We start from the raw sequence: 20,026 nt of genomic DNA on the forward strand, positions 1-20,026 counted from the left end.
GAGTGTCAGCCTGTGGCGCCCGTGGGCTCGTCTTCCCCGATGGCGATCTTGTGCAGGAAGCCCTGGCCTTGCAACTCGTGGGCGAGTTCGGTGACGTCGTGGTCGAGCAGGCGCGAGAGTTCGCGCATGCTGCGCCGGCCGTTGGCCATGAGCAGCAGCGCATAGGCCTTGCGGCCGATGACGTGGGGGTGGGACAGGGCCTCCCAGGCCTGGGGAGTTTTGGCGAAGCGTTCAACGGGGGGCATGATGCGGGGCGGATCGGGCTTTCGCCCGGATGACCAGCAAGATATGGGCCTGTTGTGACGCCCGCTTGACGCACCAGGCCTTCGTTTCCATCTGTTACTTTTCTGTCATGACCACGCCGTCCATCACCCTCTTTCACAACCCCGCCTGCAGCACGTCGCGCCAGGTGCTGGCCATGATCCGCGACGCGGGTTTCGAGCCGCAGGTGGTCGAATACCTGAAGACGCCTTACACCCGCGAGCAGCTCAGCAGTCTGCTGCAGGCGATGGGTCTCGGGCCGCGTGCGGTGCTGCGCACCAAGGGCGATCTCGCTGGCGAGCTGGGGCTGGACCGCCCCGGGGTGGACGATGAGACCCTGCTGCAGGCCATGGTGGCGCACCCGGTGCTGGTGGAGCGCCCCATCGTGGTGACCCCGCTGGGCACGCGGCTGTGCCGGCCCAAGGAGCGGGTGCTGGAGGTGCTGCCGTCCCGCGCCTGAGGCGGGGCCGTGCGTCTCCGTTCCGCCCGCGTCAGTCGGCCGTGGAACGGGCGCGTGGGCCGAAGTGGGTGGGCGACTGGCCCAGGGCGGTGCGGAACATGGCACTGAACGCGCTGTCGCTGGCATAACCGCAGCGCCGCGCCACTTCGCCCACCGGCAGGCCCCGGGCCAGCAGCGGCAAGGCGTGCGCGAGCACGGCCTGCTGGCGCCATTGTGGGTAGCTGAGCCCGAGCTCGGCCCGGAACAGGCGCGCCAGCGTGCGTTCGCTGGCGCCCACGCTGCCGGCCCATTCGGCCAGCGTAGCGCGGTCGCCGGGCTCGTGGAGCACGGCTTCGCACAGGGTGCGCAGGCGCTTGTCGCCGGTTTCCGGGTGCGGCATCGGCACCCCCAGGGGCTGGGTATCGGCGCGGGCGATCTCGTCGAGCACCAGCAGGGTCAGGGCCTGCTCGCGCGCGGGCTGGCCGCCGGCCTGGTCGAGCGCGGGAATGAGTTCGCGCAGCAGGTCGCTGACCACGATCATCCGGCAGGTGGACCAGCCCGGCGGGCTGACGTCGGGGTGCAGGTACAGCGTGCGGAAGTCGGCCGCTTCCAGCGCCAGTGCGGCATGGCGCACGCCGGGGGCGATCCACACCGCGCGGGAGGGCGGCACGATGTAGGTGACCTCGTCGCTGGCGTCGAGCCCGCGGGCGGCCACCACCTGGAGCATGCCGCTGGCGCAATAGGCCAGTTGCGCCCACAGGTGGCGGTGCGGCACGAAATGCGTGTCGATGGGCAGATGGCGCGCGCGCACCCGCACCGGTCGGGAGGGGGTGGGTTCAAAGCCGTCGGTATCGCCGACCGGCACCCGGTGCGGCTGGCGGGGCAAGGCCATGAGGTTGTCGGGAATTCGCTAAATATTGTCGTACTGTCGCATACCTGCAATCGCGGCCGATACTACAGTACCGGCCATGAGCACCGCAAGCCTTTCCCCGACCCCGCTCGTGCCCCTGAAGCAGGACGCGGGCGTGATTTCCCTCATCGGCATCGCCCACCTGATCAGCCACTTTTCCCAGTTGCTGCTGGCGCCGCTGTTCCCCTGGCTGAAGGACGCCTTCCAGGTCAGCTACACCCAGCTGGGTTTTCTGATGACGCTGTTCTTCATCGTCTCCTGCGTGGTGCAGACGGCGTCCGGCTTCCTGGTCGACCGGCACGGGCCGCGTCCCATCCTGTTCGCCGGGCTGGGGCTGCTGGCGGTGGCGGCATTCGGCTATGCCCTGAGCACCAGCTACTGGATGCTGGCGGTGTTTGCGATGGTGGCCGGGGTGGGCAACGGGGTCTTCCACCCGGTGGACTACACGCTGATCAACCGCAAGGTCAGCGCCTCCAGACTGGGCCACGCCTACAGCGTGCATGGCATCACCGGCAGCCTGGGCTGGGCGGCGGCACCAGCCCTGGTGGTGCCGCTGACCCTGGCCTTTTCGTGGCGTGTGGCGCTGGCGGCGGCCGGTGTCGTGGCGCTGGTGGTGCTGGTGGTGGTCTGGTGGCGCCGCGACTGGCTGGCGCTGCCGGCCGCCCGTCCGGCACCTGCCACCGGGGCCCAGGGCGCGCAGCCGGCCGACAGCGGGTTTGCCTTCCTGCGCATCCCGGCGGTGTGGATGTGCTTCGGGTTCTTCTTTTTCTACGCCATGGTGATCAGCGTGGTGCAGGCCTTTGCCCCGGAAGCGGCGCGCCACCTGCACGGTGTGCCGCTGGCGCTGGGCGCGGTCTGCCTGACGGCCTACATGGTGTCGGCCGCTGGCGGCATGGTGCTGGGCGGCTTCCTGGCGGCCGATCCTTCGCGCTGCGAACGCATCGTGGGCGTGGCTTTCGGCATCGCCGCGGTGATGGCGCTGACCCTGGCGCTGGCCGATCTGCCGGTGATGGCCGTGCCGGTGCTGTTTGCGCTGATGGGCTTTGCCTCGGGCATCGCCGGGCCGTCGCGCGATCTGCTGGTCAAACGCTCCACGCCCGAAAACGCCACCGGCCGCGTGTACGGGGTGGTCTATTCCGGGCTGGACATCGGCCAGGCGGCGACGCCGCTGATCTTCGGCCGCCTGATGGACCATGGCCAGTACACCGCCGTGCTGCTGGGGCTGGCCGTGGTGCAGGCGGTGCTGATCGCCAGCGCCTTCAATGTGCGCCGGGTGCGGCGCACCGCCGCCGGGCCGGTGTCGGCCGCTGCCTGAAAAAAACGGGCGCCCAATGGCGCCCGCCGTCAGACCACGGTGCGGTGCCGCTCGATGCAGGTGGTCAGCACCTCGTCGCCGTCGCGCTGCCACCAGTCCTGGGTGGAGAAGATCTCCACCTCGGCAAAGCCTTCGTAGCCGGCGGCTTCCACCCACTGGCGCAGCCGCCGCAGCTCGATGACGCCATCGCCCATCATTCCGCGGTCGTTGAGCAGGTCGCGTGTGGGGGTGAGCCAGTCGCAGACGTGGTAGGCCAGCAGGCGCGAGCGCTCCTGGGGCGTGCGGCGTTCGCCCGCGCGGGCGGTCTGGGCCTGCAGCTTCGGGTCCCACCAGCAGTGGTAGGCGTCGAGCGCCACGCCCAGCAGGCCGCTGCGCGCCGGGTCCAGTTCATCGCACAGGTCCAGCGCCTGCTCCAGTGTGTTGACGCAGGCGCGTTCGGCGGCCTGCATGGGGTGCAGGGGCTCAATCGCCAGCGGCAGGTTCACTTCGCGCGCGTAGGCCAGCGTGGCGGCGATGCCGTCGCGCACTTCGTGACGCGCGCGGGCGATGTCCTTGTGCACCGGCCGGCCTTCCAGCGCGCCGGGCAGGGCGCCGACCACCAGCACCAGGCAGGGCGCGCCCAGCGTCAGCGCCTCGTCGATGGCGCGGCGGTTGTCGTCCAGCGCGGCGCGCAGGCCAGCGGTATCGGCGGCCGGGAAGAAGCCGCCGCGGCAGTAGCCCGAGAGGCCGATGTCCAGGGCCTTGAGCTGGCGCGCGGTGTCGGCCAAGCCGGCGGCGGCCACCTGGTCGCGCCAGGGGCTGATCGCGCGCACGCCGTGTGCCGCACACTGGTCGATCAGGCGTGCCAGCGGCACCTCCTGCCCGCGCTGGCGCCGGATGGTCGCGGTGTTGATCGAGAGCCAGCGGTGGTCCGCGGAAAAGTCCCTCATGCCGCGACCCCGTGCACGGCCAGCAACTGGCCCATGCGTTGCACGGCCAGTTCGGGTTGTTCCAGCAGGTGGGCCGCGTCGGCCAGGCGGAACAGCTCGGCCAGGTGCACCAGGCTGCGCGTGCTCTGCTGGCCGCCGACCATGGTGAAGTGGCTCTGGTGGCCGTTGAGCCAGGCCATGAAGACCACGCCGGTCTTGTAAAAGCGCGTGGGCGCCTGGAAGATGTGGCGCGACAGCGGCACCGTGGGGCCCAGGATGGCGTGGAAGCGTTCGGTGTGGCCCTGCGCCAGTTCGCCAAGCGCAGCGCTCGCGGCCGGCGCGATGGCGTCGAAGATGCCCAGCAGCGCGTCGCTTTTTCCGTGCGTGGCTTCGTTGCCCCAGCCGTCACCGGCAATGAGTTCGGCGTAGTTGAAGTCGTCGCCGGTGTACATGCGCACACCGGGCGCCAGGCGCCGGCGCATGGCGATTTCCTTGTCCTTGTCGAGCAGGGAGATCTTGATGCCGTCGACCTTGTCCGCGTGCGCGGCGATGATGCCCAGCGCCGTGTCCATGGCGGCGTCGGTGTCGCGTGTGCCCCAGTAGCCGGCCAGCGCCGGGTCGAACATCTCGCCCAGCCAGTGCAGCACCACCGGCTGGCGCGCCTGGCTCAGCACGCGGTCGTAGACGCGTTCGTAGTCGGCCGGGCCTTTGGCCACACGGGCCAGGGCACGGCTGGCCATCACGATCAGCTTGCCGCCCAGCTTTTCGATGGCGGCCATCTGCTCTTCGTAGGCGCGGATCACGTCGTCCACGCTTTTCGCGTCCTCGGGAGCGAGGTGGTCGGTGCCGCAGCCCGACGCCACCAGCGCGCCGGGCACGTCGCGCGCGGCGTCGAGCGAGCGGCGGATCAGCTCCAGCGAGGTGGGCCAGTCCAGGCCCATGCCGCGTTGCGCGGTGTCCATGGCCTCGGCCACGCCCAGCCCCAGCGACCACAGGCGCTGGCGGTAGGCGATGGTGGCGTCCCAGTCCACCGCGCTCTGCAGCCAGGGGTCGATGGCGGCGCGCGGGTCGGCGACCACATGGGCGGCGGAGTAGGCGATGCGGTTGAAGGCGGGGCGACTGGCGGGCAGTGCGAGCGGAGCGCCCTGGAGCGCGTAGCGGGCCAGCGCGCCGTCGGTCTGGGGCAGGTTGAGCGACAGTGTCATGGCGCGCCTCAGAAATTCAGCGCGGGCACGTCCACCCAGCGGCGCTCTTTCCAGCTTTGCAGCGCGGTTTCCACCAGCTGCACCCCCTTGGCGCCTTCGGGCAGGGTCCACTGGTAGGGCGCGTCTTCCACCACGTGGCGGATGAAGTGTTCCCACTGGATCTTGAAGCCGTTGTCGTAGGCCTGGGTGTCGGGCACGTCCTGCCACTGCTCGGAGAAGTTCATGGTGTTCTTGATGTCCGGGTTCCACACCGGGCGCGGCGTGTTCACGCGGCTTTGCGCCTTGCAGCCGGTGAGCGTGGCGACGGCAGAGCCGTGTGTGCCATCCACATGGAAGGTGACGAGGTCGTCGCGGTTCACGCGGGTGGCCCAGCTCATGTTGAGCTGCGCGACCACCGGCTCGCCGTTGTGGCCGATCAGTTCGGCGGTGGCGTAGGCGGCGTCGTCGGCGGTGCAGGGGTAGGGCTGGCCGGCTTCGTCCCAGCGCTGCGGGATGTGGGTGGTGCCCAGGCAGCTGATGCTCTTGACCTCGCCGAACAGGTTGTCCAGCACATAGCGCCAGTGGCACATCATGTCGAGGATCATGCCGCCGCCGTCTTCGGCGCGGTAGTTCCAGCTCGGGCGCTGGATGGGCTGCAGGTCGCCCTCGAACACCCAGTAGCCGAACTCCAGGCGCAGCGACAGCATGCGACCGAAGAAGCCGGCGCGGCGCAGCATGTCCAGCTTGCGCAGGCCGGGCAGGAACAGCTTGTCCTGCACGGCGCCGTGTTTCAGGCCCGAGGCCTGCGCGGTCCTGGCGATGTCCATCGCCTCGGCCAGCGTGGTGGCGATGGGTTTTTCGCAGTACACGTGTTTGCCGGCGCGCAGCGCCTGGGCCAGCAGGGTGGGGCGCATCTGCGTGGTGCCGGCGTCGAAGAAAACGGTGTCGCTGGGGTTGGCCAGCGCGGCGTCGAGGTTGGTGCCCCAGCGGCCGATGCCGTGGGCCCGGGCCAGCGCTTCGATCTTTTCGGCGTTGCGGCCGATGAGGATCGGGTCGGGCATGACCTTGTCACCGTTGGACAGCGTCACGCCCCCCTGGTTGCGGATGGCGACGATGGAGCGGATCAGGTGCTGGTTCATGCCCATGCGTCCGGTGACGCCGTGCATGATGAGACCGAGATTCTGGGTGGCCATGGTGTGTCCTCCTGGCGGGTTTCAAAGAATGGGGGTGAGGCGGTCCCACAGCGGCGCGGCGCTGCTGCCGAAGCCGGGGGCGTGAAGGTCTTGCAGGGCGATCTGCCCCTGGCGCACGGCCAGGTGCGGGCGCCCGGCGGTGTCGTCGTAGAGGTGCGGGTGGGCGCGGGCGAAGGCGGTGGCTTCTTCCGCGGGCGCGATACCGAAGCCGTCCACGTAGTGGTGGCCGTTGCGTTCGATGTGGGTCACGCCCAGGCTGCTGGCGAGCAGGCAGTCCTGCTGCACCGCCAGGCCGGCCTGGCAGGTGAGGTCTTCGCCCGAGAGCAGCAGGCCGGGTGTGCGCGCGATGCGCGCCGCGCTGTGCAGCGACCGGTAGATGCCCTTGCAGGCCTTGCTGGAAATGCCCCGGTAGCCGAGTGCCAGGCCCCGCTCCAGCGCGTCGTCGCTGTCGTCGGATTCATCGAGGATCACGGGCACCGGTATCTTCAGGGCATGCAGGGGCTGTTCCAGCGCCACCTTGCGCGCCAGTGGCTGCTCCAGCAGCAGGGTGCGTTGCAGCAGGCCTTGCAGGGCGGGCGTGGCCTGCAAAGCCTGCCAGTGCTGGCCGAGGGCATCGGTGTCGGTGAAGGTTTCGTTGCCGTCCAGCGTCACGCGGTAGTCGCCCGCATGGGTGTCGAGCACCGCGGCGATGCGCGCGAGGCGCTCCCGGTCGGGTTCGATCTGGCCTGAGAGCTTGAGCTTGAAGTGGTGCAGGCCGTAGGCCCGGATGGCCGCCTCCAGGGTGGCGGGCAAGCCGTCCTGCGGATCGTGGCCATCGTCGCGGTCTTGCAGGCGGTCGGCCAGGCCCACGGTGTGGCGCAGCGTGACACTGGCGGCTTCCACCAGCGGCAGGCTGGGGCTCCAGGGGTCGCCGAGCAGACCGGCCCGCAAGCCGCGCACCCAGCCCAGGCCGCGCGCCTTGAGCACCGCGTCGGCCACGGCCTTGTCGAGCTGTGCGGGCCCGAATTGCGCCGCCAGCCGGGGCAGGCCCTGCGCCACCGACGTGGCGATCGCGGCGCTGCCCGCCTCCTGGTGGAGCCGGTGGGCACTGGCCATGGGGCCGGCGCCGGTGTAGGCGTCGCGGGCGCTGCGCAGCGACTGGCGCAATTGCTCGAAGTTCTGTTCGTGGGTGAGTTCGGGGTGCTTGTCGAACCACTTGGGCACCATCAGCTCGGCGCTGGCTCCGTCGACGCGGCGGCCCTCGATCTCGACCTGCACGCGCACGAAGGCCTGCGGGCAGCGGGTGACGGTGGCGGCGCCGAAGCGGAACGGCAGGCGCAGGGTGACGGGGCGTTCGTACAGGGCCACCGACAGCAGTTTCAGGGCGACAGCCTTCATGGCGATTCGGCCTCCAGCGCGGCTTGCAGCCCGCTCACATGCCCGGCGCTGAACGCCGCGCAGCCCGGACCATCGGGCACGTAATCAAAGGGTTCCACCGCCATCCAGCCCGCGTAGCCGGTGTCGCGCAGGGTGCGCAGCACCGGCAGCAGTGCGGTGTCGCCCTGGCCAGGGCCGCGCCGGTTGCGGTCGTTGAGCTGCACATGGGCGATGTGGCCGCTGGCCAGGAAGCGCGCGAGCACGGTGTGAAGCGGCTCGGCCTCGGCCTGTGCGGCGGCACTGGTGTCGAGCATGGTGCGCAGCGCGGGGGAGCCGATGCGGTCCACCAGCGCGGCGGCTTCGGCCACGGTGTTGATCACCGGTGTCTCGGCCGGCGACAGCGGTTCCAGGCAATAGGTCACGCCCGCCGCTTCGGCATGGGGTGCCAGCTCGGCCAGTGCATCGGCCAGGCGCGCGGTGGCGTCGCCCACGCTCTGGCCGGGCAGCGGTGAGCGCTGGCGCGGCGATCCGTGCACCAGCACGGGCGCGCCGCAGGCCGCGGCAAAACCGATCAGTTGACGCAGCCAGCGCAGGCTGCGGGTCCGCACGCCGGGGTCGGGGTCGACCAGCGACAGGCCCTCGGGCTTGACCATCAGCCAGTGCAGGCCGGAGACGGCCAGGCCGTGGTCGCGGGCGGTGTCACGCAGCCGCCGGGCAGCGGCTTCGTCCAGCGCGAGCGGATCGTCGGCCAGCGTGAAGGGCGCCAGCTCCAGCCCTTGGTAACCCAGGCTGGCGGCCAGTGCGCACTGGCGTTCGAAGGGCAGGGGGTGCAGCACCTCGTTGCACAGGGCCAGCTTCATGCGGCCCCCTTGCGCCGTCGGTGCAGGCTGTAGAGCTTGAAGCCGATGGTGCCGAAGATCAGGGCCGCGACGGCTCCCGAGATGGGTCGGGTGAAGAAGGGCGAGAGGTCGCCGTCCGACAGAATCAGCGCGCGGCGCAGGTTCTTTTCGAGCAGGTCGCCCAGCACGATGCCCAGCACCAGCGGCGCCATGGGGTAGCCGAAGTGGCGCAGGAAGAAGCCGATCAGGCCGAAGGCCAGCATCACGTAGACGTCGAACAGGCGTCCGGCGATGGCGAAGCTGCCCACCGAGCAGAGCACGAAGATGATCGGCACGATCAGGTGCTGGGGCACGCGCAGCACCTGCACCAGCGCCTTGGTGAGCACCAGGCCGTAGATCAGGATGCCGATGGTGGCGAACAGCATCATGGCCACCACGTCGTACACGAACGAGGGGTTCTCCACCATGATCAGCGGCCCCGGCTTGACGCCGTGGATGATCATCGCGGCCATCAGCACGGCGGCAGGCGCGGAGCCGGGGATGGCCAGGGTCAGCACCGGGATCATGGCGCCGGGCACGCAGGCGTTGTCGCCGGTTTCGGCCGCCATCAGGCCCTCCACCGAACCTTTGCCGAATTGCGCTTTCTCCGGGCTGGCGCGCTTGGCGGCGGCGTAGGACGACCACGCGGCCACGTCTTCGCCCACGCCGGGCACGATGCCCACGCCAGTGCCGATCAGGCCGGAGCGCAGGATGGTGCGCCAGTACCGCGTCACGTCACGCAGCTTGGGGATCACGGTGTCGAAGGCGCTGATCTTCACCGGCGCCTGGCGCTGGCGCATGGCGGTCAGCAGTTCGGCGAAACCGAAGGCCCCCACCAGCGCGGGCACCAGCTGGATACCGCCGGCCAGGTCGCGCACGCCCCAGGCGAAGCGCTCGTAGCCGTACTGCGGCTCCTGGCCGATGGTGGCGATGAACAGCCCGGCGATGCCGGCGATCCAGCCCTTGAGCGGATCGTCGCCGGTCAGGGTGCCGGCAATGATCACGCCAAACAGCGCCAGCCAGAAGAATTCGTAGGCGCCGAACTTCAGGGCCAGCCCGCCCAGCACGGGGGTGAACGCCGCCAGGAAGAACATGCCGATCAGCGTGCCCATGACCGAGCCGGTGGTGGCGATGCCCATGGCGCGGCCGGCCATGCCCTGGCGCGCCAGCTGGTAGCCGTCGAGGCAGGACGCGGCCGAGGCCGGCGTGCCCGGAATGTTCAGCAGGATCGCCGAGCGCGATCCGCCATAGATGGAGCCGACGTAGGTGCAGATCAGGATCAGCAGCGCCTGTTCCGGCGGCAGCTTGAGCGTCAGCGTGGTCACCAGCGCCAGCGACATGGTGGCGGTCAGCCCGGGCAGGGCGCCCATGACCACACCGACCAGCGAGGCCAGCAAGGCCAGGAAGATCGTTTCCGGTGCGCCGAAGCGCAGGATCGATTGGCCGAAAAGAAGCAGTCCGTCGAGCATGGGCAAGCGCAATCAGGGGAGGCGGACAAGGAAGACCTGCTGGAACACCACGGTGACCACGGCAGCGGTGATCACGCCCGCCAGCATCGAAACCGCGATGCGGCGGCGCAGGGGCTGCTCCGCCGGGGCGAACACGGCCACGAAGGCGCCGACGAAGAGCGCGGTGACCAGCCAGAACGGGGCCCGGCCGATCAGCAGCCCGGCGTACAGCAGACAGAGCGCCATGGTGGCGACGATGCGCCGGTTGAACAGCGGTTCGTCCGGCGCGTCGGCGCCGGCTTCGTCGCGCTGGCGTCGCCAGCCGCGCAGCATCAGGCTGATGCCCAGCAACAGCACCACCACGCCGAGCATGCCCGGGACGAAGCCCGGCATGCTGTAGATCACCGCCCCCATGGACTCGAAACGGTCCATGCGCAGCGACTCGCCCAGGATCAGCAGGCCAAAGCCTGCCCACGCCGCCCCGCCCCGGAGGTCGGAGCGGGCGGTTGTTCCGCCCTCGCTCATGGGTGTTCCTGCTGGGATGTCAGGGCTTGGGAATGCCCACGGTGTCGGGCGACACCTTGGCCTTGCCAGCGGCCTGCTGCGTCCAGGCATAGGCCTGGATGGCCGGGAACACGGCCTTTTGCGCTTCGTCGCCCGCCATCGGGGCGAACATGGCGCCGCGCGACTGCGCGTACTTGCGCAGGGCTTCGTTCTTGACCATTTCGGTGGCCCAGATGCGGTCCAGCGTCTGCTTGACCTCGGGCGGCGACGCTTTGGGCACGAAGATGCCGAAGTAGTTGATCGGGTCCTTGAAGCCCGGCACAAACTGCGACAGCGGCGGGATGGTGCCGTAGCCTTCGATCTCGATGGACTTGTCGCCCACCACGGCCAGCGGGCGGATCTTCTTGGCGCGGATCATGTCGGTCTGCTCGGCGGCCAGCTGGGTGGTCACCTGCGTTTCGCCGGAGGCTGCGGCCACCGCGGCGGGGGCGCCACCGTCGTAGGTCACGTGCTTGTAGGTCACGCCCGTGGCGCGGGCGAGCGCCTCGATGGCCGAATGCCCGCTGGAATTCACGCCCGCGGTCGCCACCGAGATGCTGCCCGGGTTGGCCTTCATGGCGGCCAGCAGGTCCGGCATGGTCTTGTAAGGCGTGTCGGCATTGACGCCGACCACGGCAATGTGGGCCACGTTCAGGTACAGGTTCCAGTCGCTGGCCGAGGTGTCCAGCATGCCCAGCACCTTGTAGGTGCCCAGGTCCTTGGCGCCGCCGGCGGTCCAGGTGTAGCCGTCGGCCGGCGCAGCCATGGCGTTCTTGGTGCCCACCGAACCCGACGCGCCCGGCTGGTTCATGATGACGATCTTCTGGCCCAGGTGCTTTTCCAGTTCGGCCGCGGTGACGCGGGTCACCTGGTCGGTGGAGCCGCCCGGAGCCCAGGGCACGATCAGCGTGATCGGGCGGTCGGGCTTCCACTGCGCCATGGCGGCGCCGGCAGCGAGGGAAAGGGCGCCGAGAACCAGCGCACGACGGGCAAGGGGGAACGATGGCATGGGTTGTCTCCTGTTTAATTCACCGCACAGTGAATTGTAGGAAGCGCCCACGGGGTGTCAATTTGTCTGGACCGTCAATCTCTCAGGACATACCCTAGGATCACGTCGCACATGTGCGAGAGGCGCTCGTTGCGCGCCTTGGGGGTCATGAGGTCGCGCCCGAAGATGGCCGAGAGCGTGTGGTTGTTGGACAGGTAGAAGTACGCCAGCCCGGCAATGGACACGTACAGCTGCACCGGATCGATGCCGCCACGAAAGCTGCCGTCCTTGCGGCCGCGTTCGAGAATTTCGCCCAGCATGTCCACCAGGGGCGAGTTCATTTCCCGCACCTCGGCCGACTGGTGCAGATGCCGGGCCCGGTGCAGGTTGGCGCTGTTGAGCAGCGTCAGGAATTCGGGGCATTCGAGGTAGTACTGCCAGGTGAATTCCACCAGCCGCCGCACGGCTTCCGTGGGGCTCAGATCCTGCAGCTTGAGCGCCCGCTCCCGGTCGCGGATGTCCCGGTAGGCCTGCTCCAGAACGGCCTGGAACAGACGCTCCTTGTCGGCGAAGTAGTAGTAGATCAGCCGCTTGTTGAGCCCGGCGCGTTCGGCAATGCGGTCCATGCGCGCGCCACCCAGGCCGTGTTCGGCGAACTCGTCGCGGGCCGCCGCTAATATGGTGCTCTGCGAGCGTTCGGCGTCCCGCTGACGCTCTTCCGTGGCAGGTGCCTGTTCTGTGTGCATGCCGCGATAATTCACTAGTTGGTTAATTAAGTCAAGCCATGCCCCAGATTGCCGGCCACCTGCTCGTCGAATGCCTGATCGCCCAGGGGGTCACCCACGCCTTCGGGGTGCCGGGTGAAAGCTACCTGGCCGTGCTGGACGGTTTCCATGTGCATGAAGATCGCATCCGGTTCGTGACCTGCCGGCAGGAGGGGGGTGCGGCCTTCATGGCCGAAGCCCAGGGCAAACTCACCGGGCGGCCCGGGGTGTGTTTCGTCACGCGTGGGCCGGGGGCGACCAACGCCGCCATCGGCCTGCACACCGCGTTTCAGGATTCGACGCCCCTGGTGCTGTTTGTGGGCGACGTGGCCAGCGACGCGCGCGATCGCGAGGCGTTCCAGGAAGTGGACTTCGCGGCATTCTTTGGCCCCTCGACCAAGGGGCTGGCCAAGCGGGTCGAGCGCATCGACGACCCGCGTCGGTTGCCCGAATACGTGGCGCGTGCCTTTGCCACGGCGATGAACGGGCGGCCCGGCCCGGTGGTGCTGGTGCTGCCCGAGGACATGCTGGCCCAGACCGTGGAGGCGGCGGCGCCGCTGCCGCGGGTCGAGCCGGTACAGGCCTGGAGCGATCCCGGTGGTCTGCGCGAGCTGCGTCGCCTGCTGCTGTCGAGCGAGCGTCCGCTGGTGATCGCTGGTGGCGGTGGCTGGACGCCGCAGAGTGCGGCCGCGTTGCAGCGTTTTGCGGAAAACTGGCAACTGCCGGTGGCCAACGCCTTCCGTTTTCAGGACTGTTTCGACAACCACCATCCGAACTATGCGGGCGACGTCGGGCTGGGCATCAACCCGGCGCTGGCCCGGCGCATCCGCGACAGCGACCTGATCGTGGCCATTGGTCCGCGCCTGGGGGAGGCCACCACCGGCGGCTACGCGCTGATCGAGGCCCCGCAGCCCCGGCAGAAGCTCGTGCACATCCACGCCAGTGCCGAGGAACTCGGGCGGGTGTACCAGCCGGTGTTGGCGATGCAGGCGACGATGAACGCCGCGGCCCGCAGCCTGGAAGTGCTGACGGCGCCGCCGACACTGCCCTGGACGGCCTGGACCAAGGCCTGCCACGCCGACTACCTGGCCAACGTGGATCCGGGCAATGGTGGCATTGAGCTGCCTGGTCCCATCGACATGCCGGCCCTCATCCACACGCTGCAGCGGCACTTGCCGGCCGACGCCGTGGTGAGCAATGGGGCCGGCAACTTCGCCAGCTGGCTGCACCGTTTCTACCGCTACCACGGCCTCGCCAGGGGGCTCAAGACCCAGCTTGCCCCCACCAACGGGGCCATGGGCTACGGGGTGCCGGCCGGTATCGGTGCCGCGATCACCTCCGGCCGGGTGGCGTTCACCATCACGGGCGACGGCGACTTCCTCATGAACGGACAGGAGCTGGCCACGGCCGTGCAGGAAGGCGCGCGCTGCATCGTGCTGCTGCTCAACAACGGCAGCTACGGCACCATCCGCATGCACCAGGAGCGGGCCTATCCCGGCCATGTGAGCGGGTCCGCGCTGGGCAATCCCGATTTCTGTGCGCTGGCGAGGGCTTATGGCTGGGCGGCCGAACGCGTGACCGGGACAGCCGCTTTCGAGCCGGCGCTGCTGCGCGCGCTGGCCGCGCCCACCGGCACCCTGATCGAGGTGCCGCTGGATCTGGAGGTGATCACCACGCGCGGCACGTTGTCGGCGATCCGCCGGGCCAGCCAGGGCGCTGCCTGAGCACCCACCGAAACGCGAACGCCAACCGGGCGGGGGCGACGCCGCAGGCAAAAAGAAAGCCGGCAGATGCCGGCTTTCTTTTTGCCTGGAGGCAGCCGGTCAGATGCCGGGCTGCCGGGCGTCAGCTCACTTGAGGTGTTCGTTGACGAACTTGGTCAGTTCGAACATCGTGGCTTCGGTCTTCTTGAAGATTTCCTTGAGCTTGGCGTCGGCCTTGATGACACGCTTGTTCACCGAGTCCTGCAGCTTGTTCTTCTTGATGTAGTCCCAGACCTTCTTGGTCACTTCGGTGCGGGGCAGCGGAGCGGCACCGACGATGGCGGCCAGCGCAGCGCTGGGGGTCAGGGGCTTGAGGAAGGCGGCGTTGGGGGTGCGCTTTTTGGCAGGAGCGGCCTTCTTTGCCGGAGCGGCAGCCTTCTTGGCGGGCGCAGCGGCCTTCTTCGCCGGGGCGGCAGCCTTCTTGGCGGGCGCAGCGGCCTTCTTCGCCGGAGCGGCAGCCTTCTTGGCGGGCGCAGCGGCCTTCTTCGCCGGAGCAGCGGCCTTCTTGGCCGGGGCGGCTGCCGCCGTCTTGGCGGGAGCTTTCTTTGCAGTTGCCATGTTGGAGTTTCCTTCTAGAAGTGAGTCGGAGACTGGCGGAAAACGCGCTTTCTCACCAGTGCTCCGCATGCTAATGGAGATGCCGGGCCATTCCAAGGTGGAGCGCCTGATTTTTTGCGCGTTTCCCGAGGGTTGGCCCTCTTTTTTGGCCCCGAAAACAACACTTGTCACCACCGCCTGTATCCGGCTGCTGGCGGGCCTTGGCATGATGCGGTTTTCCGCCGCCTGACCAGGCCTTTGTCTCCCCCTTTTTGCCCGCCGATTTCCTCATGAACACGACCCCTGTGATACCCACTTGCGACCTGTGCGATGCGCACAAAAACGACGCCAGCGGCCGCTTTCGCGTGCTGCCTCCGGTGTTCCGCGATTTCGGTGCCGTGCGCCGCTTTGCCGGGCCGGTGGTCACCGTCAAGTGCTTCGAGGACAACACGCCCGTGAAGGCCGCCGTCGAGAGCCCGGGGGAAGGGCGTGTGCTGGTGGTGGACGGTGGCGCTTCGTTGCGGCGCGCGCTGCTCGGCGGCAACCTGGGCGCGGCGGCGGCCCGCAATGGCTGGGCCGGTGTGGTCATCGACGGCTGCGTGCGCGATGTGGCGGAGCTGGCTGTCTGCGAGGTGGGTATCCGGGCGCTGGCCAGCATGCCGTTGCCGACCGAGCGCAAAGCCGAAGGTCTGCGCGATCTGCCTGTTCTGGTGCAGGGCGTCTGGGTCCGGCCTGGTGACTGGCTTTACGCGGACGAAGACGGCATCGTCGTGTCCGACCGCCGTCTGGAAGCCTGAGCCTCGGTGGCCTCAGGCGCTGCCGAGTCCCTTGAAGAGCATGTAGGCCGCCAGCAGGTAGAGCACGCCGGCGAAAGCGCGCTTGAGGGTGCGCACGGGCAGGGCGTGCGCGGCCTTGGCACCCAGGGGGGCCATCAGCACGCTGGCGCTGGCGATCACGGCCAGCGCAGGCAGGGAGATGTAGCCGAGGGAACCGGACGGCAGTCCGCTCATGCCCTGGCCCGACACGGCGTAGCCGATGACGTTGGCCACTGCGATCGGAAAGCCCAGCGCGGCGCTGGTGGCCACGGCGTTGTGGATGGCCACGTTGCACCAGGTCATGTAGGGCACGCTCAGAAAGCCACCGCCCGCACCCACCAGGCCCGAGAGCAGCCCGATGGCGGCGCCGGCGCCGGTCTGCCCGGCGGGGCCGGGCAGGGCCCGCGACGGGCGTGGTTTGCGGTCCACCAGCATCTGTGTGGCCGAGAAGCCGACGAACACCGCGAACAGCAAGGCCAGCGTGCTGCCCTTGAGCACGGCGAACACGCCCAGACTGGCGATGGCGCCACCGATCACGATGCCCGGTGCAAGCTGGCGCACGATGTCCCAGCGCACCGCGCCCTTGCGGTGGTGGGCCCGGACGCTGGAGATCGAGGTGAACATGATGGTGGCCATCGAGGTGGCAATGGCCATCTTGACAGCCAGGTCCGGCGCCACGCCCCGGGCGCCGAGGATGTGGGTGATGAAGGGCACCATCAGCATGCCGCCGCCGATGCCCAGCAGCCCGGCGAGGAAGCCGGCGGCGAGGCCCAGTGCGGCCAGTTCCAGGATCAGCAGGGGGTCGAGCATAGGGCGGCGCACAAAAGACATGCGGCCCAGAGGGCCGCATGAAAAAAGAAGGTGTCTGCAAGTGCCACCGGACCGTCATCCTGAACCGGGGGTTCAGGTGGGCGAGGGCAGCGGGGCTTCGGGTTCATCTGACGCGAGACGCTCGCACCAGCCACGCAATGTACCAAGCCCGGGCTCAAAGAGCATTGGTTCAAGGAAATATAAAGCCCGGCATGCACCGCAGACAACGCCATTGTAGGCCGGTTGCCTGCCTCGCGGCGCTGTCCCGGAGCCACCGCCGGTCCGGGGCGCCGCGAAAGCGCGATCAGAGCAACTGGCCGTCCTGACCCAGGGTGTGGTCGATGCGCCGGGCCAGGTCGTCGAGCCGGGCCAGCGATGCGGTGTCCCACGACTCGGCCGGTGCGGCCGCCGCCATGGCCGGAGGCAGCGGGGTCGGGTGGGCCGTGGCTTCGAGGGCCTGGGTTTCCTTCTGGGCCAGCTCGAAAGCCAGGTTCAGCGAGGCGAGCACGGCGATGCGATCGCGCGCCTTGACCTTGCCGGCGTCGCGGATGCGGCACATCGCGGTGTCGACCCGTTCCACGGCTTCGAGCAGGGCCTGTTCGCCACCGGCGGGGCAGGCCAGCAGGTAGCTCTGGCCCATGATCTGCACCTCGATCTGCTTGGTCGCGGGCTTGTTCATTCGCGTTCCTTGGCGGGGGCCGCATCGGCCGGGTCGAGCGGCAGGCGTTCGAGCAGGGCCTCGATGCGTCCGCGCGCGGCGCTCAGGCGCGAGCGCAGCGAGTCGCGCTCAGCCTGCAGGGTCTGCACCTGTTCGGTCAGCAGCGCGTTGGTGCGCTGCAGTTCTTCATGGCGCAGCAGCAGGCGTTCCACCCGCTCGGCGATCTGGTCAATGGGATTGAGGTCGGCCATGCATGGTTACCACGAGTTGCCGGGACATTGTAGGGTTGTGGCAGGGCGGGGCCAATTACAATGGCGGTGTTGGTGCTCGCGGTGTGGGTCTCACGCCGCAGTTCAACGGGAAGCAGGAGGGAAAGCCCATGCCGGGTGGACCTAACCTGCGCTGCCCCCGCAACGGTAAGCAGACGGGCCTTCGTTTTCAGCGCAGGCCCCGCTTCCATCAACAGCCACTGGACGTCATCGACGTCTGGGAAGGCTTTTGGAGGTTGTTTCTGTCAGCCCGGATACCGGCCAACGAGGTGGTGGTGCGCGCGCATGCGGGCTCCGCCGTATCGCCCATGCGCTGTCGGGGAAGATGGCGAGGGCAGCTTCATCGCCATTCTTTTTCATGTCTACCCACGCTTCCCGTGCACGCTTGGCCGTGCTGCCGCTGGCCTGTGCGGCCGCCTGCGCTTCCTTTGCCTCCCTGGCCCAGACCACGCTGCCCACCGTGGTGGTGTCGGCCACCCGCTCCGAGCAGCCCATCACCGACGTGGTGGCCGATGTGTCCATCGTCGATCGCGACGCCATCGAGCGCAGCGGGGTGAGCTCGGTGGCCGAGGTGCTGGCGCGCGTCCCTGGCGTCACGATCAACCAGAACGGCGGGCCGGCCGCTTCCACGAGCCTGTACCTGCGCGGCGGGGAGACCCGCTTCACGGCGGTGTTCATCGACGGTGTGCGTGTCGACTCCCAGGCCACCGGCGGTGCGAGCTGGAACGCCATCCCGCTGTCCCAGGTCGAGCGCATCGAGGTGCTGCGCGGGCCGGCTGCCGCCGTGTACGGCTCCGACGCGATGGCCGGTGTCGTGCAGATCTTCACGCGCGCCGGCGAGCAAGGCTTTTTCCCGTCGGTGCGGGTGGGTCTGGGCTCGCACGGCACGCGCGAGGCCCAGGTGTCCTTGCGCGGTGGGGAAGGGGCTTTCGACTACGCGCTGGGTCTGGGCACCGAGCGCAGCGACGGCTTCAATGCCCGTCCGCAAGGCAATCCCGACGATGACGGCTACCGCAACGAATCGTTCTCCGGTCGTCTGGGCTGGAAGCTGGCCCCGGGCCAGCGCCTGGAACTGACCTGGCTGGACAACCGCCAGAAGGCGGACTACGACGGCTTCGTGCCCGGGGTGGACGACCAGTCCCGCAGCCATCTGCGGACCCTGGGCCTGAACTGGGACGGCCGCTGGAGCGATGCCTGGCGCACCCGCGTCAGCGTCAGCCGGGGCACCGACCGCTACGAAACCACGCCCTCGCCCTACCTGAGCGAAACCCGCGTCGACACGCTGCTGCTGCGCAACGAGTGGAAAGCCGGGCCCGGCCTGCTGACCCTGGATGTCGAACGCCGCAAGGACAACCTGGAGAACGACAGCACCGTGCCCGCGGTGAGCGACCGCCACCTGGATGGCGTCGCCCTGGGCTACGGCCTGCGTTCCGGCGCCCACACCCTGCAGGTCAACGCACGGCGGGACGATGACAGCGAATTCGGTGCCGAAACCACCGGCTCGCTGGCCTACGGCTATGCGCTGAGCCCGCAATGGCAACTGACGGCATCCACCGGCACGGCCTTCCGCGTGCCGACGCTGTTCCAGCGCTTCAGCCTCTACGGCACGCCGGACCTCAAGGCCGAAACCTCGCGCAGCGCCGAAGCCGGCCTGCGCTGGCAGGACGGCACCCGCCATGCGGGGCTGGTGCTCTACCGCAGCCGGGTCAAGGACCTGATCAACTACGTGGCCGGCCCGGGCAACTGCCTCAACGGCGTGGGCGATTGGGCCGGTTGCTACGGCAACACCGGGCGTGCGCAGTACCACGGCGCTACGCTCAGTGGCGGCTTGCGCGTGGGCATGGTGAACCTGGGGGGCTCGCTCGACCTGATGCGGCCGAAGAACAGCGACACCGGCATGCTGCTGGCGCGCCGCGCCGAAACGCAGGCCACGCTGACCGCCGACACCGTGCTGGCCGGCTGGACCCTGGGCAGCGAACTGCAGCACGTGGGCAAGCGCTACAACGACGCGGCCAACACGCAACTGCTGCCTGCCTACACGCTGCTCAACCTGAGCGCCAGCACCACGATCGCCCGCGACTGGCAACTGCTGGCGCGGGTGAACAACCTGACCGACAAGGCCTACGAGTCGGTGCTGGGCTACGCCACCGCCGGACGCACGTTCTACCTCGGTCTGACCTGGTCGCCGCGCTGAGATGACGCACCCGGCTGCACCGCTGCGTGGTGCCCAGGCCTGCCCGGCGCTGATGGTGGTGGCGCCGGCCTCGGGCCAGGGCAAGACCTCCGTCACCGCGGCCTTGGCGCGCCTGCACACGCGGCAGGGGCGGCGGGTGCGCGTGTTCAAGTGCGGGCCCGACTTTCTGGACCCGCACTGGCACGCGCTGGCCAGCGGCCGGCCGGTGCACAACCTCGACCTGTGGCTCAACGGCGAAGACGATGTGCGCGCCCGCCTGCACGCGGCGGCGGCCGACAGCGACCTGATCCTGATCGAAGGCGTCATGGGCCTGTTCGACGGCGAGCCCAGCGCGGCCGATCTGGCACAGCGTTTCGGCCTGCCCGTGCTCGCCGTCATCGACGCCTCGGGCATGGCGGGCACTTTCGGTGCGCTGGTGCACGGCCTGCGCCACTACCGGGCGGGCCTGCCCTGGGCCGGCGTGCTGGCCAACCGCGTGGCCAGCGAAGGCCATGCCCGCATGCTGTGCCGCTCGGTGCGGGCCGACGACCTGGGCGCCGAACCGGGCGGGCTCGACGCCGGCTGGCTCGGGGCCCTGCCGCGCGATACGGCCTTTGCGCTGCCCGAGCGCCATCTGGGGTTGACCCTGGCGGCCGAATTGCCCGATGCGATGGCGCGCCTGGACGCGCTCGCCGACGCCCTGGCCCGCACCCCGCTGGGCCAGCTGGATGCGGCCGGCTGGCAGCGCTGGGCCGTGCGTTTCGAGGCGCCGGAACCTGCCTCCACGCCCGCCTTGCTGCAAGGCCGCACCGTG

General features: G+C 69.3%; 21 protein-coding genes, 1 other RNA gene and 1 riboswitch. Of the genes, 6 read left to right on the forward strand and 16 right to left on the reverse strand.

The window, feature by feature from the left end:
• Positions 1 to 5: 5 nt before the first annotated feature.
• Positions 6 to 245 carry a hypothetical protein gene (locus QQK43_RS12320; RefSeq protein ID WP_234264836.1) on the reverse strand — a complete coding sequence of 80 codons (240 nt, stop codon included), beginning with the start codon at positions 243 to 245 and terminating at the stop codon, positions 6 to 8.
• Between the two features lie 107 nt (positions 246 to 352).
• On the opposite strand from QQK43_RS12320, the gene arsC reads away from it, so the two are divergent.
• Complete coding sequence (gene arsC, locus QQK43_RS12325) at positions 353 to 721, forward strand: arsenate reductase (glutaredoxin) (protein WP_234264835.1); 369 nt, start codon at positions 353 to 355, stop codon at positions 719 to 721.
• A gap of 31 nt (positions 722 to 752) precedes the next feature.
• Here the strand turns inward: arsC and QQK43_RS12330 are convergent, their stop codons facing one another.
• Positions 753 to 1,592, reverse strand: a complete 840-nt coding sequence (locus QQK43_RS12330) for an AraC family transcriptional regulator (RefSeq protein WP_284308018.1) — start codon at positions 1,590 to 1,592, stop codon at positions 753 to 755.
• Between the two features lie 76 nt (positions 1,593 to 1,668).
• Between QQK43_RS12330 and QQK43_RS12335 the strand changes: the two genes are divergently transcribed.
• Positions 1,669 to 2,925 carry an MFS transporter gene (locus QQK43_RS12335; protein WP_234264833.1) on the forward strand — a complete coding sequence of 419 codons (1,257 nt, stop codon included), beginning with the start codon at positions 1,669 to 1,671 and terminating at the stop codon, positions 2,923 to 2,925.
• A 29-nt stretch (positions 2,926 to 2,954) separates the two neighbouring features.
• Here the strand turns inward: QQK43_RS12335 and QQK43_RS12340 are convergent, their stop codons facing one another.
• From QQK43_RS12340 to QQK43_RS12380, 9 genes are all read right to left on the reverse strand, one after another.
• Complete coding sequence (locus tag QQK43_RS12340) at positions 2,955 to 3,854, reverse strand: sugar phosphate isomerase/epimerase family protein (RefSeq protein WP_284308021.1); 900 nt, start codon at positions 3,852 to 3,854, stop codon at positions 2,955 to 2,957.
• Positions 3,851 to 5,038, reverse strand: coding sequence for a dihydrodipicolinate synthase family protein (locus QQK43_RS12345; RefSeq protein ID WP_234264831.1), 1,188 nt, complete (start codon positions 5,036 to 5,038; stop codon positions 3,851 to 3,853). Before QQK43_RS12345 ends, QQK43_RS12340 begins: the two co-directional genes overlap by 4 nt.
• An 8-nt stretch (positions 5,039 to 5,046) precedes the next feature.
• On the reverse strand, positions 5,047 to 6,210 hold the full coding sequence (locus QQK43_RS12350) for a Gfo/Idh/MocA family protein (RefSeq protein WP_284308023.1): 1,164 nt from the start codon (positions 6,208 to 6,210) through the stop codon (positions 5,047 to 5,049).
• A 21-nt stretch (positions 6,211 to 6,231) separates the two neighbouring features.
• Positions 6,232 to 7,587: an enolase C-terminal domain-like protein gene (locus tag QQK43_RS12355; protein ID WP_284308025.1), complete on the reverse strand. Its 1,356-nt coding sequence runs from the start codon at positions 7,585 to 7,587 to the stop codon at positions 6,232 to 6,234.
• The gene (locus QQK43_RS12360; RefSeq protein ID WP_284308027.1) at positions 7,584 to 8,426 is read right to left on the reverse strand and encodes a sugar phosphate isomerase/epimerase family protein; all 843 of its coding nucleotides are present in this window, start codon (positions 8,424 to 8,426) and stop codon (positions 7,584 to 7,586) included. Before QQK43_RS12360 ends, QQK43_RS12355 begins: the two co-directional genes overlap by 4 nt.
• On the reverse strand, positions 8,423 to 9,913 hold the full coding sequence (locus tag QQK43_RS12365; RefSeq protein WP_234264827.1) for a tripartite tricarboxylate transporter permease: 1,491 nt from the start codon (positions 9,911 to 9,913) through the stop codon (positions 8,423 to 8,425). The genes QQK43_RS12360 and QQK43_RS12365 overlap by 4 nt, the downstream gene beginning before the upstream one ends.
• Positions 9,914 to 9,925: 12 nt before the next feature.
• Positions 9,926 to 10,417, reverse strand: coding sequence for a tripartite tricarboxylate transporter TctB family protein (locus tag QQK43_RS12370; protein ID WP_234264826.1), 492 nt, complete (start codon positions 10,415 to 10,417; stop codon positions 9,926 to 9,928).
• Between the two features lie 19 nt (positions 10,418 to 10,436).
• Positions 10,437 to 11,444 (reverse strand): Bug family tripartite tricarboxylate transporter substrate binding protein, encoded by a 1,008-nt coding sequence (locus QQK43_RS12375; protein ID WP_234264825.1) that lies wholly within the window; start codon positions 11,442 to 11,444, stop codon positions 10,437 to 10,439.
• 74 nt (positions 11,445 to 11,518) lie between these two features.
• Positions 11,519 to 12,169, reverse strand: a complete 651-nt coding sequence (locus QQK43_RS12380) for a TetR/AcrR family transcriptional regulator (protein WP_284308031.1) — start codon at positions 12,167 to 12,169, stop codon at positions 11,519 to 11,521.
• A 38-nt stretch (positions 12,170 to 12,207) separates the two neighbouring features.
• Here QQK43_RS12380 and QQK43_RS12385 point away from each other — a divergent pair, with 38 nt between their 5' ends.
• Positions 12,208 to 13,911, forward strand: coding sequence for a thiamine pyrophosphate-binding protein (locus QQK43_RS12385; RefSeq protein ID WP_284308034.1), 1,704 nt, complete (start codon positions 12,208 to 12,210; stop codon positions 13,909 to 13,911).
• 126 nt (positions 13,912 to 14,037) lie between these two features.
• Here QQK43_RS12385 and QQK43_RS12390 read toward each other — a convergent pair whose 3' ends face one another.
• Positions 14,038 to 14,508 carry an SWIB/MDM2 domain-containing protein gene (locus tag QQK43_RS12390; protein WP_234264822.1) on the reverse strand — a complete coding sequence of 157 codons (471 nt, stop codon included), beginning with the start codon at positions 14,506 to 14,508 and terminating at the stop codon, positions 14,038 to 14,040.
• 269 nt (positions 14,509 to 14,777) lie between these two features.
• On the opposite strand from QQK43_RS12390, the gene rraA reads away from it, so the two are divergent.
• Complete coding sequence (gene rraA, locus QQK43_RS12395; protein WP_234264821.1) at positions 14,778 to 15,284, forward strand: ribonuclease E activity regulator RraA; 507 nt, start codon at positions 14,778 to 14,780, stop codon at positions 15,282 to 15,284.
• A 12-nt stretch (positions 15,285 to 15,296) separates the two neighbouring features.
• Here rraA and QQK43_RS12400 read toward each other — a convergent pair whose 3' ends face one another.
• From QQK43_RS12400 to QQK43_RS12415, 4 genes are all read right to left on the reverse strand, one after another.
• Entirely contained in the window at positions 15,297 to 16,112 is an 816-nt protein-coding gene (locus QQK43_RS12400) for a sulfite exporter TauE/SafE family protein (RefSeq protein WP_234264820.1), read from the reverse strand.
• A gap of 48 nt (positions 16,113 to 16,160) precedes the next feature.
• A non-coding RNA gene (ssrS, locus tag QQK43_RS12405) (6S RNA) lies at positions 16,161 to 16,341 on the reverse strand.
• Between the two features lie 75 nt (positions 16,342 to 16,416).
• Positions 16,417 to 16,791, reverse strand: a complete 375-nt coding sequence (locus QQK43_RS12410; RefSeq protein ID WP_234264819.1) for a cell division protein ZapA — start codon at positions 16,789 to 16,791, stop codon at positions 16,417 to 16,419.
• Positions 16,788 to 17,021, reverse strand: coding sequence for a DUF904 domain-containing protein (locus tag QQK43_RS12415; RefSeq protein ID WP_234264818.1), 234 nt, complete (start codon positions 17,019 to 17,021; stop codon positions 16,788 to 16,790). The genes QQK43_RS12410 and QQK43_RS12415 overlap by 4 nt, the downstream gene beginning before the upstream one ends.
• A gap of 53 nt (positions 17,022 to 17,074) precedes the next feature.
• Positions 17,075 to 17,319: riboswitch (cobalamin riboswitch) on the forward strand.
• 78 nt (positions 17,320 to 17,397) lie between these two features.
• On the opposite strand from QQK43_RS12415, the gene QQK43_RS12420 reads away from it, so the two are divergent.
• Both QQK43_RS12420 and QQK43_RS12425 read left to right on the forward strand, forming a co-directional pair.
• Complete coding sequence (locus tag QQK43_RS12420; protein ID WP_284308040.1) at positions 17,398 to 19,233, forward strand: TonB-dependent receptor domain-containing protein; 1,836 nt, start codon at positions 17,398 to 17,400, stop codon at positions 19,231 to 19,233.
• A gap of 1 nt (position 19,234) precedes the next feature.
• A partial coding sequence (locus QQK43_RS12425) for a nucleotide-binding protein (RefSeq protein ID WP_440589174.1) occupies positions 19,235 to 20,026 on the forward strand: 792 nt, incomplete at its 3' end.

The sequence above is a fragment of the Hydrogenophaga electricum genome (genome assembly GCF_030160815.1).
Classification (GTDB): domain Bacteria; phylum Pseudomonadota; class Gammaproteobacteria; order Burkholderiales; family Burkholderiaceae_C; genus Hydrogenophaga; species Hydrogenophaga electricum.

Bases quoted from the DNA above. Each gene is read 5' to 3' on its own strand.
- QQK43_RS12320 (WP_234264836.1), bottom strand. From the start codon at position 245: ATGCCCCCCGTTGAACGCTTCGCCAAAACTCCCCAGGCCTGGGAGGCC.
- arsC (WP_234264835.1), top strand. From the start codon at position 353: ATGACCACGCCGTCCATCACCCTCTTTCACAACCCCGCCTGCAGCACG.
- QQK43_RS12330 (WP_284308018.1), bottom strand. From the start codon at position 1,592: ATGGCCTTGCCCCGCCAGCCGCACCGGGTGCCGGTCGGCGATACCGAC.
- QQK43_RS12335 (WP_234264833.1), top strand. From the start codon at position 1,669: ATGAGCACCGCAAGCCTTTCCCCGACCCCGCTCGTGCCCCTGAAGCAG.
- QQK43_RS12340 (WP_284308021.1), bottom strand. From the start codon at position 3,854: ATGAGGGACTTTTCCGCGGACCACCGCTGGCTCTCGATCAACACCGCG.
- QQK43_RS12345 (WP_234264831.1), bottom strand. From the start codon at position 5,038: ATGACACTGTCGCTCAACCTGCCCCAGACCGACGGCGCGCTGGCCCGC.
- QQK43_RS12350 (WP_284308023.1), bottom strand. From the start codon at position 6,210: ATGGCCACCCAGAATCTCGGTCTCATCATGCACGGCGTCACCGGACGC.
- QQK43_RS12355 (WP_284308025.1), bottom strand. From the start codon at position 7,587: ATGAAGGCTGTCGCCCTGAAACTGCTGTCGGTGGCCCTGTACGAACGC.
- QQK43_RS12360 (WP_284308027.1), bottom strand. From the start codon at position 8,426: ATGAAGCTGGCCCTGTGCAACGAGGTGCTGCACCCCCTGCCCTTCGAA.
- QQK43_RS12365 (WP_234264827.1), bottom strand. From the start codon at position 9,913: ATGCTCGACGGACTGCTTCTTTTCGGCCAATCGATCCTGCGCTTCGGC.
- QQK43_RS12370 (WP_234264826.1), bottom strand. From the start codon at position 10,417: ATGAGCGAGGGCGGAACAACCGCCCGCTCCGACCTCCGGGGCGGGGCG.
- QQK43_RS12375 (WP_234264825.1), bottom strand. From the start codon at position 11,444: ATGCCATCGTTCCCCCTTGCCCGTCGTGCGCTGGTTCTCGGCGCCCTT.
- QQK43_RS12380 (WP_284308031.1), bottom strand. From the start codon at position 12,169: ATGCACACAGAACAGGCACCTGCCACGGAAGAGCGTCAGCGGGACGCC.
- QQK43_RS12385 (WP_284308034.1), top strand. From the start codon at position 12,208: ATGCCCCAGATTGCCGGCCACCTGCTCGTCGAATGCCTGATCGCCCAG.
- QQK43_RS12390 (WP_234264822.1), bottom strand. From the start codon at position 14,508: ATGGCAACTGCAAAGAAAGCTCCCGCCAAGACGGCGGCAGCCGCCCCG.
- rraA (WP_234264821.1), top strand. From the start codon at position 14,778: ATGAACACGACCCCTGTGATACCCACTTGCGACCTGTGCGATGCGCAC.
- QQK43_RS12400 (WP_234264820.1), bottom strand. From the start codon at position 16,112: ATGCTCGACCCCCTGCTGATCCTGGAACTGGCCGCACTGGGCCTCGCC.
- QQK43_RS12410 (WP_234264819.1), bottom strand. From the start codon at position 16,791: ATGAACAAGCCCGCGACCAAGCAGATCGAGGTGCAGATCATGGGCCAG.
- QQK43_RS12415 (WP_234264818.1), bottom strand. From the start codon at position 17,021: ATGGCCGACCTCAATCCCATTGACCAGATCGCCGAGCGGGTGGAACGC.
- QQK43_RS12420 (WP_284308040.1), top strand. From the start codon at position 17,398: ATGTCTACCCACGCTTCCCGTGCACGCTTGGCCGTGCTGCCGCTGGCC.